Source organism: Bacteroides sp. M10 (assembly GCF_014334015.1).
Taxonomy (GTDB): Bacteria; Bacteroidota; Bacteroidia; order Bacteroidales; family Bacteroidaceae; genus Bacteroides; species Bacteroides intestinigallinarum.
The window spans coordinates 4,519,538-4,537,348 of record NZ_CP060488.1 but is presented as its reverse complement, the minus strand read 5'-3'; the positions used below and the strand labels follow the sequence as shown (position 1 = coordinate 4,537,348).

Genomic DNA, 17,811 nt, shown 5'->3' with positions numbered 1-17,811 from the left:
TAAATTGATAGAACACATTATTTATGAAAAATATAATATTACTATTAGCTCTATTTCCTTTATTCTTGTCTTGTACAGATGATGATAAGGAGGAAGTGAAACATGACTATTTTACCGATTTTGTTACCGGGGTCACAGTGGGAGGGGATTTGCGTCCTACTAGCATTCGGATTGATAACGAAATGAATAAAATATCTATTGATTTTCCAATAGGGAGCACACCTACAGCTATTCCTGTGGAACTTGAATTGGCGTCTGGCGTTACGATGAAATCTCCATCTTCTACTTCTAACACATTTGACTTGACAGAAATTATTCCTATTTATTTGGAATATAAGGGTGAAGATTATCGGTATCTCATTGTTGGAAACTATCTCCCGGAATCTATAGGTGGCGGAGTGATGCAGAATGGACCTGTACACGATATATCACTACTATATTATGGTGGTTCTCATCGCGCTACCAGGTGGACAGAAGAAGAATTGCAGGCAAATGTCACTTATACAGACCCAGCAGGAAAAGAGAACTGGCTTTTTGATTCTTTCTTGTTTTTGGAAACACATACAGGAGAGGGTCGCAATTTTGAAAATGGCCTGGGCGGATTAGGAGCTCGGAAAACCGAATGGCAGGGATTGGTTGACAAATATTTTGCGGCAGACGGTCCTATCGCTCGCTTAAATTCTATCCTGTCAAAGTCGGCTACGCGTTTAGGGGCTCCTAAATATAAGCGCAGGCTTATAATCAGTATGCCTGCTGCATATAAAGACCAGAAAGATTGGGGAGAAATATCAGGAAGAGCTATGGACTTTTCGTTAACACTTGATTGTGTCAGCGCATGCTCATGGTATGTTGATTACATTATTCAGAAGTTTAATGAAGCCAATTTAAATTATTTATCTTTGGATGGCATTTATTTCGTAGCAGAACAATTAACGGATAATCGGCACTATCTTCCTCAAGTTGCAGACTATATAAAATCAAAAAATCTAAAATTCTATTGGATTCCTTATTGGGGCACTGATGGTATGGGAGAATGGGAAAGTATGAAATTTGATGCTGCTTTCCTACAACCAAATTACTTCTTTCCCGCTCAAAAGCCTGATTATACAAGCTATTTCGACAGAGTCATTAGCTATGCGAAAAGTAAGAATATGGCTCTGGAAATGGAATTTGATGAAAGAGCATTGAAAAAGAACAGTCAAGATTACCGGGCTGACAGATTACGTGATTATTTACGCGCTTTTGATTCTTATGGAATTATCAAATCTTTCCCTATAGCTTATTATCAAAGTGACTGCATGGTGTATTCCTTAAAAAGCTCTATATACGAAGAAGACCGAGCTTTGTATAATGAATTGTGTACCATGATTTCTAAAAGGCAAAAGGCTAGAGGAGAGAAATAAATATGGGCTATATGAACAAAAGTTTGGTTATGTTTTCTTTCTTGACACTGCTGGCTATTTCTTGTGCCAGCAGTAGAAAGAAACCAATCATAAAAGAAAATGGTGTTATAGCCGATATGGTACTGATGTACTATGGAGGTGCACATCGCCAGACAGAATGGAATGAAGAACAATGTATGAAAAATGTTGCCTACAGAGATAAAAAAGGTGATTTACATTGGATGTTTGACGGCTTCTTATTTTTAGAATTCAAGGATGGAAAAGGGCGTAGTTTTGCTTCCTATTATGAGCCCATGTCCGCTAGGAAAAGTGAATGGAAAGGCTTGTGCGATAAGTATTTTCAGAAAGGTAAAGCTTTGGATGCTATTGAAAGCTGTATTGACGATGTAAAAAAAGAAATAGGAGCTCCCCGGCATGCGCGTAAGGTTGTTCTGACATTGCCAGAGCCTGTCCCTAACCAAAAAGATTGGGGAGAGCTTAACGGTAGGCAGCTTGATTTCTCTAATGAGGCAGATCGTATAAATGCTTGTAAATGGTATATTGACTATGCGATAGACCGCTTTAAGAAGGCTCAATTCGAAAATATATCTCTGGATGGGTTCTATTGGATAGCGGAAGAAGCCACCAATAGCCGGACAATTTTGAATGAAATAGGCGCATATATGCGTTCATTGGGTTATAAATTCTATTGGATTCCATATTGGGGGTCGGATGGGCATGGAGAATGGAAAGAACTAAAATTTGATGTAGCTTACCAGCAACCCAACTATTTCTTTTATGAGCAAAAACCAGATTCGATGCACCTGAAGACAGTTTGTGAATTTGCCAAAGAAAAAGGGATGTATCTGGAAGTCGAGTTTGATGAACGAGCACTAAAGAAAAGCCCGGACTATAGAGCGGATAGACTACATGAGTACATGGAAGCCTATGAAAAATATGGAGCACTCTATGATATTCCATTAGCTTATTATATTGGAGACTGCATGGTTTATGACCTGGCAACTTCTTCCTATAAAGAAGATAATGATTTATATAATTGGTTTGCCGACATTGTTGTGAAAAGACAACATATCAGAGGTGAAAAATAACAGATTACTCACTTAACAATACTTATATTATGAAACATTTTAAAGATTTATTTTCGATTTTATGCCTTTTGTTCATCACAAGTGCATTTGTTGCTTGTGATGATGATAATGATGAATATGCTACTGATGACGAAACGATTTTATCTGTACCGCAAGATGATTTGATTTTCACTTACGAAGGAGAGGCTAAAACAATCAATGTAACGGCAAGTGAAAATACTTTTGTGGCTTCAGTCACTACTGGAGATGAAACATGGGCCCATGTATCCACAGCAAATAATTCAGTAAAAATTGTAGTGGATGAAAATGTAGACCAACAAGAGCGTTCTACCACATTAACAGTGAAACTAAATGATGCAAGAAGTCGTATACGTGTAAAACAAGATGCTGCCCCAGCACCGGAAGCAAAGCCTAAAACCTTCACTGTTCCTACCTTTACAGGGACAGATAAGACTTTTGTATATAAATTGATGGATGGAAATACGCAGGTAGGTGAAATCTGTCGCGAGTACTTATGTTCTTCTGGCAATATTGACAAACAGGCTATCGTCGTATATCCAATGGTAGGCAATAGTGCTGATTTAACTCGCGGATTTGTAGTTTCTGTTTTGGATCAGGTATATGAAGAGGATATGCCAACCGAAGTCTTTAACGTAAGTTCAGAACCCATTCATAATGGAAGTGTGGCCTTTGACAAATCGGCTAATTCTATATCCAGTTATATTGCTGGTACAAAGGCCGCTCCTGCCCAGTTCTTATCTATTAGCAATTCCGGTGAGATAAAAGCAGTAGAAGCACTTAGTGATGAAACGTTAACCACTGCGCCTTATTATGCAACAGATGCCAGTGGCAATAATTATGGTATAGTAAAAATAGGAACACAATATTGGATGCAATATAACCTGAAGACTACAAAACTAGCCAATGGAAGTGACATTGCAACGGGCATAACAGGAGCTGATGCATGGAAGACTACTGCTGCTTATAGGGAATCTAGTTCACCGGAAAACCCGGATGCAGGATTTTTATATAATGCCGTCGCATGTGGATATTTGAGCGGTGCCTTTGCTGATGCTATTTCTCCGGAAGGTTTTACTATTCCTTCCAATGAAAAATGGAGTTCGTTAGTTAGTTATCTGTCAGGGACAAATACGGTAGATGTTGGAAGTAAGCTGAAGGTTACGGGTTTTGGTGAAAACTGGAATGTCTGGTATGACTATAAGGGGGGGACTAATATCTCCGGTTTCTCTGCTTATGGCATAGGATATGGAAATGGAGACGGAACTTTGGCTCCAGATGGAATAAAAGCCCATGTATTCTATTTGTCTTCAACGACTTACGGTGAAGGATTAGGACGATTCAATCTAAATGCCAGTGAAAGTAGTAGCCTTTTGCAAACAGAAGGAGGATTTACTTTAGGATACGCTATACGTTGCATTAAATATTAATTGTTAAATTCTTAAGAAGTCTGTTCTAGTTAATAACAAAACTAGAGCAGACTTTTATCTATTTTTACGTATGAAGAAATCAATTATAACACTATTATTCTCTTCTTTACTTTTTGCATGTACGCAGAAATATTCTGACGCATCTTATAAAGTCATTCCATTGCCCCAACAAATTAGTTTAAAGAAAACAGAGAGAAGCTTTACTATGAATTCTGCTACTCGGATTTTCTTTAAAGATTTAGCGTTAAAGGGTATCGCTAATCAATTTTCCACGACAGTAAAGCGTAACGCCAACCTCAATCTTCAAGTAGAACAGGGCGATAAGAAAGAAGGAGCAAATGTCGTCATCTTTGAACTGGGATTGAAACATACCCATAAAGAGGCTTATCAAATCAATATTGATTCCTCCGAGATTCATATACAATCTGTGACTCCATCCGGAGCATTTTATGCAATGCAGACGCTTGTTAAATCAATACCTGTGCAAGAAGTTTCCGAAGTTCATTTTCCGGCAACGGAAATCAAAGATTATCCCAGATTTGCATACAGAGGAATGATGCTTGATGTGAGTAGACATTTCTCGGATGTAGAAATGGTGAAACGAACGATTGATATCCTGGCTTTGCATAACTTAAATGTATTCCATTGGCATTTGACAGACGATCAAGGTTGGCGAATGGAGATAAAGAAACGTCCTCTTTTAACACAAATAGGCGCATGGCGTGATAATACTGTGGTGGGACGCTATATAGGTGGTAATGATTATCCCACAGACAATCAACGTCATGGAGGTTTTTATACTCAAGACCAAATAAAAGACGTTATTGCGTATGCGGCCGAAAGATATATTACCATCATTCCGGAAATAGACTTGCCGGGACATACATCTGCAGTGTTAGCTTCCTATCCAGAGTTAGGATGTATTGAAAAAGAATATAAAGTGGCTAACCGATGGGGAGTTATTAAAGATGTAATTTGTGCAGGAAATGAGCAATCCCTTCAGTTGTTTAAAGACGTGATGGATGAAGTATGCGAGCTGTTTCCCGGAAAATATATTCATATAGGAGGAGACGAGTGCGTCAAAGAGCGATGGCAGGCATGTTCGAAATGTCAGGGCAAAATTAAACAGCTTCATTTAAAAAGTGATTCCAGATTTTCTAAAGAGGATTATTTGCAAAGCTATTTTATGGGAGAAATAGCCCAATACCTGCATTCTAAAGGGAAACAAGTTATTGGATGGGATGAAATATTGGAAGGAATGCCCATGGATGGTTCTGTTATAATGTCATGGCGAGGCATTTCCGGAGGAATAGAAGCTGCGAGATTGAATCATGATGTCATCATGGCACCTGCCACTCACATGTATTTTGATTATAGCCAGACCTTAGATAGTAGTAAAGAAGAAATACCGGTAGGCGGATATATAAATGTAGAAAGGGTATATTCATTTGAACCATTACCTGAAGGACTGACAGATAATGAAAAAAAACATATAATAGGGGTTCAAGCCAATGTCTGGTGCGAGTATATGCCTAACGAACGGATACGCCAGTATCAGATTCTGCCACGGCTTGCTGCCCTCTCCGAAGTTCAATGGACAATGCCGGAAAAGAAAAACTATCTGGATTTTTTATCCCGTTTACCACAAATCATTGATATATATGACTTGTATGGATATAACTACGCGCGTCATATTCTGGATGTATCTATTACAGATAAGGTTGATATAAAAAATAGAGATTTGGAAGTTTCTCTTTCTACTCTGGGGAATGATTCTATTTTTTACACTTTAGATGGAAGTCTTCCCGATAGAAATAGTTATTTATATAAAGGAGTATTGAAAATAGATAGTAGTGTAACTTTGAAAGCTATGGCATATCGGAATAATCAAATGTCACAGGTTTCGAGTTTAAAAGTTGATTGTAATAAAGCGACATTTAAACCTGTGACATTACATTCAGAGTTAAGCCGCATGCATGTATATGGTGGAGCTTCAATGCTAGTGGATGGCATTATCGGTTCTACGCGTCCTGACGATGCCCGATGGTTAGGTTTTCCTAAAGGGTTTGAAGCAGTCATTGATCTTAGACAACAAACGAGCATTAGTAAGTTACTTTTTACTAACCTTTCGGTGATAAGTGATAATATCTTGGACCCGGATTTAATTTCTGTCTTTGTTTCTGATGATGGAAAATATTATCAATGTGTAAAAGAAGAAAGAATAATAGCAAAACAGGGAAAAGAAGCCAGTGTATCCCAACATCAACTAGACTTTGAATCTACAAAGGCACGTTTTGTTAAGATTCAAGCAAATGCTTCTGTATCAAAGGCCTCTACTCTTGTTCCTTGGATGTTTGTTAGTGAGATAGGAATTCAATAGAATGAGATCTAAAATAATGACGCCATGTTGTTGGCATAGCGTCATTATTTTATTGCTTTCTTAATGATCGGACAAACTAAATCAGCATATCTCATCATACCTAAATCTGTGAAATGTATGCCGTCAACTGTAGCTTCCCCATCTTCTCCCAGCATATTTTTGGAAGAGATAAAAATGATATTCTTTTCATTTTCTTTCTTTAGCCGGTTGAATATTTCCTTTAATGTGTCATTCTTTCTTTGCACTTCTTTAGCTATTCTTTCATCATAAAGCGTATGAGTGAAAATAGGATCTTCTATAAAAATGACTGGCGTATCCGGATGTTTACTACGAATGATACGATAAAATGTTTCCATCCGTTCTTTCATCTGTTCTACAGAAGCATTAGGCACAAAATCTAAAACAAAAACACTGGCATCTACTTCGGCTATCACTTTGGCCACTTCCAAGTCTAAAAGTGCATTTCCACTAAATCCCAAGTTGATACATTCACGGTTCAGTCTTCTCGATATGATATTGGTATGTGCCATTCCTGGACGTGAAGCACCCCCCCTTGAAGAATGCTGGTGCCATAAAATACAACCGGCCTTTTGCGGATCGGATAATCAATGAAAGGCTGATCGATGGTGGATAACGAGTCCACTCCTATAGACAAAGAAACAAGGCCATCATAAAGAGGAAGATAAAGCATATATTCTCTTTCTTGGGGTTGCATATTGGCAATGATCGTTGCTTGATTCGTTTTTCCATTCGGGCGGGCACTGTTTACAAATCTCCACTTTCCGTTGCTTTCCCAACAGTATAAATCAAGTCCTTTTACTCCTGTATCAGTCATGTGATTCATGTGATTGTTAAAGAGATTCTCCCATTTCAACGCTATTCGGGTAGAGTTACTACGAAATCGTATCGCCATTCCTGCCGAATTACGACTCAAATTCCATAAAGGGGAACGAGAAATGTTTTTGAGAGAATCCGGTAGTCTCTCATATCTTGCCCCTGTGTCTTGTGTTGCTTTTCCTAAAAGGGGAAAGCATGACGCATCATAGTACGTCAGTTGTTGTGCCTGCAACTGTATGCCGAACAGGCACAACATTGTGAAAAGAAAGAATTGTTTCATCATCTATTTAATTCCGGCAGCGGTCAGCACTTTCCTTTGTTTGCCGTCACTGCCTTTATTGTTTTCATTGCATTAGCTACGTTGGCAATGATTAGCACTGCTAATCCTTCTGTCATGTTTCTGCCTAGAGTGCGACAAAGATAATCATTTTTCTTAATTGTTATACTGATTGTGGTGCGAGATTGACACCTTCGATAAAGGTGGTAGCTTCCAGTTCATACATAGAAAACTTCCTTTCAATGAAGTCCAAACTTCTTTTGCATACATAGTAAACTTTTTTTTAGCTAATCTCAATCTTTAAATGCAAGTTTCGTTTTTATAATTGCAAGCTTTGATTATAAAAATGAAACTTGCATTTATATAATCAAAGCTTGCAATTAAAGTTTGCCATCTATCAAACATAACTTTAGCCTCTAATCAAAAGAAGTTTGTATCTAATGAATAGTAACTTTACTATGTATAAACTAGGAATGATATATATATGTATTGTATGGCATCCTGGAGGAATAGGATCGGTTGCAAATGATCAATATTTCCTAGGGTTACAAAACAGACATAAATATAAACGAGAAAATATTCTTTTGAAAATCATGTTCTCCAAAACCATTTGATTTTAGTGAAGAACATAGTTGCTAACACAGCCAAAGAAGTAAGGATTACTCCCTGGAGAAAACCTAGCCAGGCATTTTGTTGAAAATAAGATAACAATGAAGCAACTCCTAATATGTTAGCTAATGGCATAATCAATAAATCGCCGACCACATAAGCTATCATTGGATTCTGACCGGACATGACTAAAAAACGAGTACTTTTGACACACCGGAAATAGTCACAAATAATACTTAGGAATATAAGAGCCAGGAAAGCCAGCCCAGAAGTAACAAAGAAATAACTAAAAGTTGTCGGATCTTTTTTAATGCCATCCTGAAAAGGTTCAAAACACAAACCCAAAAGAAGTAAGTATGCGCCTGCATTAAACAACTTTTTCCATAATAGGGCTATTCCATCCACCCTGTGTGGAAATATACATTTGCCTGCTAGTAGCAATAAAACTGTAACCACCAGATTAATAACCAAATTACGAGTGTAGAGACCGTAAAGATTACTAATGATAAGAACGACGGATAATATCATCAACATGATACTCATTTTACGATAAGGAGATGTAGCATAATCATCCGTCTCTTTTTGATATGTTTTCATCCACTCCGCTAAATATTCGCCAGCTATACTGCCGGGAATAACGATAAATAAGTATTTCAAGTAATCAAACCGATACATCCATGGCAAAGGAGTATAATTAAATACACTCTGTGTCCACGAACCATCCACTGTACTCCCTAATATTATTGCCAGTAGCAATATCAGAACTCCTAAGCGTATCCAACGATTATGCATTGTGAAAATGTAAAGAATAGAGCCGAAAACAGCCATATTAGCCAACAACAAAATGATGATATTACTGGAGAATAGGCTGAATGTCTTACCATCTGCATAAGAGGTGGTTGCTAACATGATGGCAGCAATAATGTAAGCTCCAACTTTTATTGAAGTATGTGCCCAATCCGGCATCTTCAAAGGAATACGCATAAACATGGGAAATAGAACAATAAAACAGAGTATAGCCAGCAACCATGCCCTCATATCTTGTGGAGAGCTTAACATGTACGGATAAAAGTGCTGGATAAAAATAGCAAAGAAAGTCAACTGAATCCCCCGTTTGACAGCTTCATAAACAAGCTTCAATTTTGAATCACCTTTTTCAGCACGTTTCCTTATGGAAAAAGGAAACGCGGCTCCCATAGCGAACAAGAAAAAAGGAAACACAAGATCTACCCAAGTAATGCCGGGTAACAACGGATTAAACACATGATCTGGCGGAGGCGTTTGCGCATGACTCATCCAACCGGGAAGAACATGCGTTACGATGGTAGCCGAAAGTACCATCGTAATAATTGCATATCCTCTTAAAGCATCTAAAGCTAAAGCTCTGTTGTTCATAAAGCTCTCCCTTCACGCATTCCTTTTTCTACTTCCTTCCAAAGATTCTTTTGGATGATGTGTACAATATCAAATACCATGAGCCCATCCGATCGACGGAGGTTCATTTCTATTGTTTCAGATAATTTTCCCGGGTTATCGTAGAATTGATCTACCAGGATACCACCCATAAACTTGTTATCTTTCAGAATTTGACGTAAGTGTTGACAAGAACCTTCCACACAGTACCATGTACCGGCTTGAGCTTGTGAGTCTGTTTCGTTCCAGATACTGCGGTTCGTTTTCTTATACTCTTCTATTGTTATGTCTGTATAGTAATTTCCAGTTGCATACAAATCAATCAGCTCTGCATATCCATAATTTTTATATTCGGGAGTAGCCCAGCTGAAATCTTGAGCCGGATCATACTTTTTACTGGCGAAATTAACTCCTACTTCGTAATAAGACGGATACCAAGCCCCAGTATATGTGCCAAAAGAAACTTTTGGATTGGTAGCTTTAACTTCTTTACGTGCCAATGCCATAAAATCAGTAATGTTTTTCGTCCTCCATTCAATCCATTTCTGGAAAAACTTTCCCGGTTGCATGATATACTTCCCACCAGCATTCTTCTTCCAAACAAAAATATCTTCGGGGAACTTGGTCACTTTCTTATCTATATATTCTTCAAATTTCTCACGCGAAAGTGATGAAAAGTCGGCTGTTATACCATCATAACGTACGCGATCGAGCATCAGTCCATCCAAATCAGGATAATTGGTCACCACTTCTTTCAGTACATTCAGAATATGCGTCCGATATTCCTCATTCAAGGGGTTAATCATAGCACCGTATTTCTGTTTTTCTTCCGTGATTGGAATAATGCCTTTCTCGGGAGTATACACCATTGATGCCCAGTCCGGATGTCCACTATATACCATTCCGCGATCGAAATAATTGTGTCCGGCGCAGAACACATTTAAGGAAGCATGAATCTCAAGTCCCAATTCATGGCCTTTTTTAATGAAATGTTGCAAGTAATCAAAATTCCCAGCTTTTGCACCTTTCCATTCTTTCATCTGTGGGGCAAACTGGCTTTGATAAAGTACTTCTCCGGTAATGGGACGGATGTCCACTATTGCATGGGTAAAACCTAATGATTTGATTTTCTCCAGATAGTAGTCTATCGAGTCTTTATGACTGAAACGTTCGAAATTAGCCTCGGCATCAAACCACATTAAAGCGGGTTTCTTCTTGATTACAATCCGGAAAGGAGAAGCAGGAATAGCCGCATTATTGCATAATTCTCCCAACATATAATTCCGGAAACAATAACGTACCTCTATGGGGTCATTGATCGAATCATTCCAGACCTTTACAGTAGAAGAACCACTGATAATTTCCGCTTTGGCCGGTCGGAATATACCATCCGTCCCCACTATTTCAAATCCTTTCACGTTTTGATTTTCAGGAGTCAATCCATCTTCACCATGTTCAAAATCTATTTCTACTATGTTCTCTTTTATCCGATGGGATTTATATATAGGACCGGAATATTGAATACCTTTACGATGATAGGTCTTTGCCAATGCCCAATAAGCCAATCGCTCACCGATCTTTATTTTATAAGGTGAATGAATAAAGTTTTCACTTCCGGCATCTCCTGTTGTCACCATCCCGACATTAGGAACTTCTGACATCAATTCCAACTGACATTGACGGAACCAAGCCCAATCCTGTTTATCATTGCCTTCCGATTTCCACGGCGCAATCTGTACGTAATAAAATGGCATTTGGGGATTATTGAAGAATGTTCTCCATTGGGAAACCATCGCAGGAAATAATCTTTTATATAATCCAGGATCGGATGTGTTTGCTTCGCCTTGATACCAGATAACTCCTTTAACAGGAAATCCTTTCCATGGATTTACCATTGCATTCCATAATAATGTAGGAGTCCCTGCCGTCCATTCAAACTCTTTCTGTTCCACGCAGGGTAATGCTATTTCCGGGAAGTCCGACAAAGTCTCTTTATCCATCCAGGCCTCTATTTTTGACATACTCCAGGAACAATGTATCAGTCCGACGGGAATATCCAGAGATTGTTGTAGCTGATTACCAAAGAAATAAGCTGTCGCACTGAAATTAGCAACTTCTTCCGGAGAGGCTTCTTCCCATTCTCCTTCCACCCCAGCTTCCTGTGGAGTGGTACTCCAGGCATTTTTTACTGTATAGAGGCGCAATGGACGTTGAGGATTGGCAGATACAATGTACGGCTGGGAGCCAAACACTGGCTGTCCACGGAATCCTTTTACAGGCATCTCCATATTCGACTGTCCGGAACAGAACCAGACTTCTCCTATTAAAATATTTTGTAACTTGAATTCCTCTCCGTCCGAGAACGTTATACTGTATGGCCCTCCGGCTCTCGGTGTTTGAAGCGTAAGTTTCCATTCACCTTTTGTATCAACATTCGTTTGGACTTTTTTATTATCCCATGAAGCGATAGCTTGCACGCGTTTTCCCGAAGTTGCCGTTCCGGAGAAAGTAACCTTTGATTGTTGCTGCAACACCATATTACTCCCCCAAATGGAAGTTAGGGTTACTTTAGCTTCTGCCTTCAAAAGAAACGACAAACATATCAATAATATAAAATATCTGGTTCTCAACATATTATCTTTATTTATTTTCTATAGCTTTAGTGTATACATTGCCGAAGCGATCTGTTACTTTCACTTCCATTTTAGCATTCTTATTGTGAGGAGTAGCATGAAAAAGATGTTCGGTAAGAATAGGGGAAATCCATTCATACTTCACCTTTTCTTTGTCAGAACAGATTGCTTTGGCTGTAGGATCGTACCCTTTATAACGTTGCATTTCTCCCATTCGCTTTCCGTTTTCATACCATTCCACTTTCCATTGTTCATCCCAGTTCCATACGTTAGCAATAATATCGGAAGGGTACTCGTCAGATGATCCGGCCTGATATACATGTAATTGATGCTCTTTCGGGTAGCCTGCACTTTTATATAGCCATTTCACTTGGTTCCCATCTACTTCATATACCCCGTATCCCCTCGGAGTGCCGTCCACATTAATATCTGCACGCCACCAAGTACCGCATACGGCAGCTGTGTTATGTTCCATTAATGAATCATTAAAGCATACGTTCAAATTGAAATGTGTATGTCCGGAAATGATATGGGCATTATAACCTTCCAATAGTTTGTACAGTGCAGCTGTATTTACAGTTTCATCCTGATCTAGGGTATTATATCTTAACTTCTTCTGAAGACTGGAAGGAATATGCATTACCACAAAGACAAGTTTGTCTTTAGGCACGTATGAGAGGTCTTGCTCCAGCCATTGGAAAGTACGTTCATCAATGTAACCTATATATTGATAATCACGGTTGACATAAAAGCAATTATCGAGTACGATGTAATGTGCATTTCCTTTATTAAACGAATAATAGATGGGACCGAAATAACTTTCGAAAGTACGATAGGAGTATTCAAAAGTACGTCCTCCATACGTCATGTCATGATTACCGATTGCCCGATAAATGGGAAAATTTAATGATGATACCGTGTTTATATATGAAGGATATAAAGAGGGTGTATCTCCTACAATATCCCCACAATCTATACCGAATACCTCTTTTTTACCTATATAAGGACGAATATATTCTTTCATATCCTGCAAATATTTTGCATAGGCTTTTACATCATCCTCGGAAGTCACTTGGGCATCTGCCTGCACCAAAAAAAGATGATTCATTTCATTTTGCGGATTTCTTATCAATTCGAAATCGTAAACACCTTGTTTGGCCGGATTCAGCTTTTGATAGAATAAAGGTATTGTTTGTTCTGCTTTCGGCAAATATCCAGAAGGAGTGGATAAATAAATAAAACGAACATCTCTATTGGGGAGGAGAGTATATTGGCCTTGTTGGTCAGTAAGCGTACAGTCTATTCCGTCGGTAACTACTACCCCCGGGACTCCTGTCCCATTACAGGTTACTTTCCCGCGAATATGATTAGAAGGAATCTGGGCTTGTAAATTCAAGCCCAGACCTACTAATAAAAAAAATTGTAATAAATATATTTTCATAATTAGTTGGTTAGTTCAAACTTTATTCTTCGATAGATTCCAGATATTTATCAAAGCCCGTTTTAAAAGCATTCCAATAGTCATACATCTTAATGTGGCAAAGGTCGAAGGCAAAGAAACCGTCGCTATTATTGATACAAGCATCAATGGCATCCGGAATTTTAGCAGATTGTCCTCCGTCGGTCCATCCGGTACTGTTACCTATATCCGGTCCACCGGCAAAAGGTACATCACCTTGTAGCAATTCGCGTCCATTCTTGCAAAAGCCTTCCATGGTCCATTCCCCGCTTCCATATATATTGTTCACGGAAGCATAGGCACCCAAGAAGATATAGTCTAAATGATCTGCATATCCATAATTTTTATAATCGGCAGTAGCCCATTTCGGATAGTAAGTAGAGGTGTTGTATTTAGGGCTGGCCCAGTTTACACCTGATGTATAGTATGTAGAATACCAAGCACCAACATAAACTCCAAATTTGATATTGTTATTGACTGATTTAACCTTGTCGCGCGCCTTTACAATGAAATCATGAATTACTTTTACTCTGAATTCCAGCCACTTCTTAAAATAGGCAGGTTGTTCCGAAGGAAGTTCATCCGTACCGGGCGCCATAATATCTGCCGGGAAGTTTGCTACAGTTTCACCGATGTATTCTTCGAACTTCTGCTTGGAAATGTCAGAAAAATCACTTTCTAAACCATAGTCATCATAACGACAACGGTCTAGTATGATGCCATCCAGATCATATTTAGCCAAGTCGGCCAATAATTGTAAAACGAAGTTTTGCACATCATCATTAGCTGGATTGAAGAATTTTGCCCCATAATCAGTCTCATCGTCCAACAAATCCATTGTATTGGTTAACCCATCAGCCAAATTAGCTACACTAGCCCATCCTTTTTTAGAATCATCACGGAATAATATTCCATCATGCCCCAGATTATACGGACATAAATAACCGCCTACAAATGTATTGATGGATGCATTCACTTTTAATTCCTGTTTACGAGCCTCATCAATAAATGCTTGTAAGTAATCCCAAGTTTCCGTCCTTTCATAATAACTATATCCGGAATTACCCCATACATCCATACGTTTCACCTGATCTACAACATTAGTATTGAATAATACATCTCCTGTAGTGGGACGTACATCGACAATAATATCAGTGAATCCTGCTGCTTTTATCTTTTCCATATCTCTGGCTATGTTTTCCTTACTATTGGCATAGTCAGGAAAATTAGCAGCCGCATCAATCCAAATATATCGTGGTTTAGCTTCTGTAACCTCCGGCTCGTCCGGCTTTTCTGTCGAATTATCACTCCACGGCCATCCGGGAATTCCATCAGAATCATCACTACAGGAGGTTATTGTAACTGCTCCCAAGAAAGTCAGTATTAGTATTTTTAGAAATTTTCTCATATCATACTTGTTTTATTAGGTAGATACTGCCTGATATATCCGCAGTACATTTTTTATTTAAGAGTGACTACTGATGCTACGGATCTTTCGTCTCCGCTGGAGTCACTTGTCTTGATAGTCTCTTGCCCGTTGACTAACATGCAACTAGAACCACCGCCATCCAGATTGATGGCATCCGTACATCCCAGTGCTTTCATGATATTAGCTACATTTTCGGTGGTCATACCGGCAACTCCCGTTGTCATTCCATCTCCTTCACACACAAAAAGAATCATTTTCTTATCATTGGTGATACCAATAGCCGAACGAGGTCTGTTCGCCGTGGCGCCAATATCTGATAAGATTTCTTCTTCGTATGTATTCTTTATGTTTCCATCCAACAGAAGTACGGGGCCACCGCCTATTCCTGTTTTAGCATTTAAGACAGTTCCTGTAGAGGGAAAATTTTCGTTAGGAGTTGTTTCTGATTTTACCGGTGAGGGTTCCGAATACCAATAAGTAACATTGGATAGTGTTGTGTAAGTCCACATTGATTTAAATGAGCCATCATTCATTTCACAGAATGCAGCTAATACAGGATACCAGAATGGACCGTTAGTCCAATCTTCTGCTGTTACATCATTGTTCTTACACACCATTTCACCGTTACGCCATATCAGACTTAATGAGCTTTCATAGAAAAAGCCTCCATTTATTACAATTGTGGAGTTATTCTCTTCATAAAATTCTTTTGGCTTTTTCAATCCTGTTTTTTCTCCTAATACACCAAATGTTGCTTTACTCATATCACCCACAGCAATATAAGCTATCGCCTTTTTGCCTTCCAATGTTTCCGGTGATTTATACACGTTGATATGTTCAGGTAAAGTTCCATAAACGTCTTTCACATTGGTCCATCCCTGATTTACAATATCAGGATTGGCTTCAACTGGTTCGGTTGGAGTCTCCGGCTCTGCCCATGGCCAGTCCGGAATATCAGTGTTATCATCACCACATGCTATGAAAAAAGGCAGTAATGATAATAACCATAACATTTTTTTCTTTGTTGACATATAGCTACTCCTTTAAATGATTTACAGACTTCTTTATCCCATATATTATGAGTGAGTATTTTCTCATCATATATGAGATAAAGAGATCATTAATTATTTGTCGATACAATCAAATTCATATCCTCCGATAACCTTACAGTTGTTATCCACGTAGTAAACACGGAGTTTATATCCATCTGTCGTTGGGGCAAGCAGTACATCGCCTGTTGCAGCTACACCATCAGCAGAGTTGAACGAAGAAAGTGTCGGATTGAATGACAAAGCATCTGAAGTAGATACTGTACCGGTGAATGATCCGTCTGATGTTACATCATACATATATAGGCATGGAGTTCCACCCCATTGTGGGAAATGAGCTGTACATACTAATACTAGATATTGTGCATTATTAAAGCTTCTTGCATCCAGACAGTTGTTATTCATTGCCCAAGAATTACCATTGTCGGAATCTGCCAAAGATTTGGCTGCATTGTTACTTGCTCCATTCACCCAATAAAGTATGTTAGCGTCATAATATGACAAGAAATAATCACTTTGAGCGGTAGTTCCTTTAGTCACAACTTTAGTGTTTGATACAGGTGCTCCCCAACTATCTACACCGTTTACTGAAACAACTTGAGGACTTCCCAGTACGCCATCCGTTATAATCCAACGGACAAACTTGTTGGAACCAGAGCCCGATGTTCCGTCGCAAGTGGCAATAATAGAGGCATTAGTATTGATATCTCCTTGAACAGACACTTTCGTCCCCATATCCAGACCTGTACTATTGGTATAAGTTGTCAATAAAGTCGGAGCTGTTGTCACAGACGAAGTTTTATAGATCGAGAAGGATTTACCGTTAGTAGCCTTGGTAGCTAATAATATATTTCCCTTACTATCACTTGTCATACATCCCAAAGAAGCAACACTCACACTTCCCAAAGTTACATTACCAATCTTATTTCCGGTAGATGCATTGTAATATGTAGGATTGGTGGCACCATCTCCCAAGCAAACTACCAGATTATTTCCGGAAACAGCTAAAGAAGGTGCATTTGCTCCAGTCCAAGGTAAGCCGATAACTCCCATATCCAATTTAAATAATTCTGTCTCACTACCTTTTCTATATCCGTAAGGGATCTTATCCGGTACTGCTTTTTGAATGGTATACGTTTGTTTTGTCACTCCATCGTGAGCTATCACCGTAAGTTCCACAGGCGAGTTAAAATTAAGCGGCTCCGTTTTAGGATCCGGTGACATGGTTGCATGGGCTGACAATGAATAATCTGCCAAGCAAGAAGATAAGTCTTCTGCAGAGATTAAAGATACAGTTTTGTGGTCTTCATCAATAATACCAGTAATATCCTCTGATGGTATTGAGAAACTTAGTAACTGACATTTAGTAGACTTAACTCTTTCACCTGTGATACAGATTTGTTTCTTATATCCTTGAGCGTCTGTGTAAGTGAAATAGTTTTCTTTAGTCAAGTCCAGAATTGAAAGGACCGGTTCAATGGTACAGTTGGGCGCCAACTTTGCCTGAACCCTCATCGCCTTCATATATTCTGAAGTTTCATTATCACTATTTTCAGGATAATACCATGGCATAGGGATTACATACTTATCTACAGAAGCATCTGCAATGGTATACACTACTGCTTCTTTATCTACGTATGGTCCAGAAGTAAAGAGCGCAGTCAAGCTCGTGATTCCCTGCCTGTCCGCAGTAGGAAGCACATATTCCGGATCTTGGCAAGAACTCGTGAGAGCCAAAACCCCTAATAATAGATATAGTATATTCTTTTTCATAATGTTTTCATTT

The 17,811-nt window shown here is 38.8% G+C and carries 10 protein-coding genes and 1 pseudogene; 4 read left to right on the top strand and 7 right to left on the bottom strand.

The annotated features are described in order from the left end of the window. Window positions 1-23: 23 nt before the first annotated feature. The 4 genes from H8796_RS16455 (at window position 24) to H8796_RS16440 (ending at window position 6,319) form a co-directional block, all read left to right on the top strand. Complete coding sequence (locus H8796_RS16455) at window positions 24-1,403, top strand: DUF4855 domain-containing protein (RefSeq protein WP_004319058.1); 1,380 nt, start codon at window positions 24-26, stop codon at window positions 1,401-1,403. An 11-nt stretch (window positions 1,404-1,414) separates the two neighbouring features. Next, window positions 1,415-2,491 (top strand): DUF4855 domain-containing protein, encoded by a 1,077-nt coding sequence (locus H8796_RS16450; protein ID WP_004319062.1) that lies wholly within the window; start codon window positions 1,415-1,417, stop codon window positions 2,489-2,491. Window positions 2,492-2,520: 29 nt separating this feature from the next. Then, on the top strand, window positions 2,521-3,939 hold the full coding sequence (locus H8796_RS16445) for an FISUMP domain-containing protein (RefSeq protein WP_004319065.1): 1,419 nt from the start codon (window positions 2,521-2,523) through the stop codon (window positions 3,937-3,939). A gap of 70 nt (window positions 3,940-4,009) precedes the next feature. Then, window positions 4,010-6,319, top strand: a complete 2,310-nt coding sequence (locus tag H8796_RS16440; protein WP_008022017.1) for a beta-N-acetylhexosaminidase — start codon at window positions 4,010-4,012, stop codon at window positions 6,317-6,319. Window positions 6,320-6,363: 44 nt separating this feature from the next. On the opposite strand, the pseudogene H8796_RS16435 reads toward H8796_RS16440, so the two are convergent. The 7 genes and pseudogenes from H8796_RS16435 to H8796_RS16405 form a co-directional block, all read right to left on the bottom strand. Continuing rightward, window positions 6,364-7,412: pseudogene (locus tag H8796_RS16435) on the bottom strand (SGNH/GDSL hydrolase family protein). Between the two features lie 612 nt (window positions 7,413-8,024). Next, window positions 8,025-9,437 carry a DUF5009 domain-containing protein gene (locus H8796_RS16430; RefSeq protein WP_117938006.1) on the bottom strand — a complete coding sequence of 471 codons (1,413 nt, stop codon included), beginning with the start codon at window positions 9,435-9,437 and terminating at the stop codon, window positions 8,025-8,027. Next, complete coding sequence (locus tag H8796_RS16425) at window positions 9,434-12,088, bottom strand: alpha amylase family protein (protein WP_117938004.1); 2,655 nt, start codon at window positions 12,086-12,088, stop codon at window positions 9,434-9,436. The genes H8796_RS16430 and H8796_RS16425 overlap by 4 nt, the downstream gene beginning before the upstream one ends. A gap of 7 nt (window positions 12,089-12,095) precedes the next feature. Continuing rightward, window positions 12,096-13,529: a calcineurin-like phosphoesterase family protein gene (locus tag H8796_RS16420; protein ID WP_117938002.1), complete on the bottom strand. Its 1,434-nt coding sequence runs from the start codon at window positions 13,527-13,529 to the stop codon at window positions 12,096-12,098. Between the two features lie 22 nt (window positions 13,530-13,551). Then, entirely contained in the window at window positions 13,552-14,955 is a 1,404-nt protein-coding gene (locus H8796_RS16415; protein ID WP_074559369.1) for an alpha amylase family protein, read from the bottom strand. 53 nt (window positions 14,956-15,008) lie between these two features. Further along, the gene (locus H8796_RS16410) at window positions 15,009-16,007 is read right to left on the bottom strand and encodes a phosphodiester glycosidase family protein (RefSeq protein ID WP_117938000.1); all 999 of its coding nucleotides are present in this window, start codon (window positions 16,005-16,007) and stop codon (window positions 15,009-15,011) included. 93 nt (window positions 16,008-16,100) lie between these two features. Next, window positions 16,101-17,798, bottom strand: a complete 1,698-nt coding sequence (locus H8796_RS16405) for a DUF5018 domain-containing protein (RefSeq protein WP_117937998.1) — start codon at window positions 17,796-17,798, stop codon at window positions 16,101-16,103. Between the last annotated feature and the right edge of the window lie 13 nt (window positions 17,799-17,811).

Coding starts and splice junctions, on each gene's coding strand:
- H8796_RS16445 (WP_004319065.1), top strand. CDS start 2,521: ATGAAACATTTTAAAGATTTATTTTCGATTTTATGCCTTTTGTTCATC.
- H8796_RS16410 (WP_117938000.1), bottom strand. CDS start 16,007: ATGTCAACAAAGAAAAAAATGTTATGGTTATTATCATTACTGCCTTTT.
- H8796_RS16450 (WP_004319062.1), top strand. CDS start 1,415: ATGAACAAAAGTTTGGTTATGTTTTCTTTCTTGACACTGCTGGCTATT.
- H8796_RS16455 (WP_004319058.1), top strand. CDS start 24: ATGAAAAATATAATATTACTATTAGCTCTATTTCCTTTATTCTTGTCT.
- H8796_RS16440 (WP_008022017.1), top strand. CDS start 4,010: ATGAAGAAATCAATTATAACACTATTATTCTCTTCTTTACTTTTTGCA.
- H8796_RS16430 (WP_117938006.1), bottom strand. CDS start 9,437: ATGAACAACAGAGCTTTAGCTTTAGATGCTTTAAGAGGATATGCAATT.
- H8796_RS16405 (WP_117937998.1), bottom strand. CDS start 17,798: ATGAAAAAGAATATACTATATCTATTATTAGGGGTTTTGGCTCTCACG.
- H8796_RS16425 (WP_117938004.1), bottom strand. CDS start 12,088: ATGTTGAGAACCAGATATTTTATATTATTGATATGTTTGTCGTTTCTT.
- H8796_RS16420 (WP_117938002.1), bottom strand. CDS start 13,529: ATGAAAATATATTTATTACAATTTTTTTTATTAGTAGGTCTGGGCTTG.
- H8796_RS16415 (WP_074559369.1), bottom strand. CDS start 14,955: ATGAGAAAATTTCTAAAAATACTAATACTGACTTTCTTGGGAGCAGTT.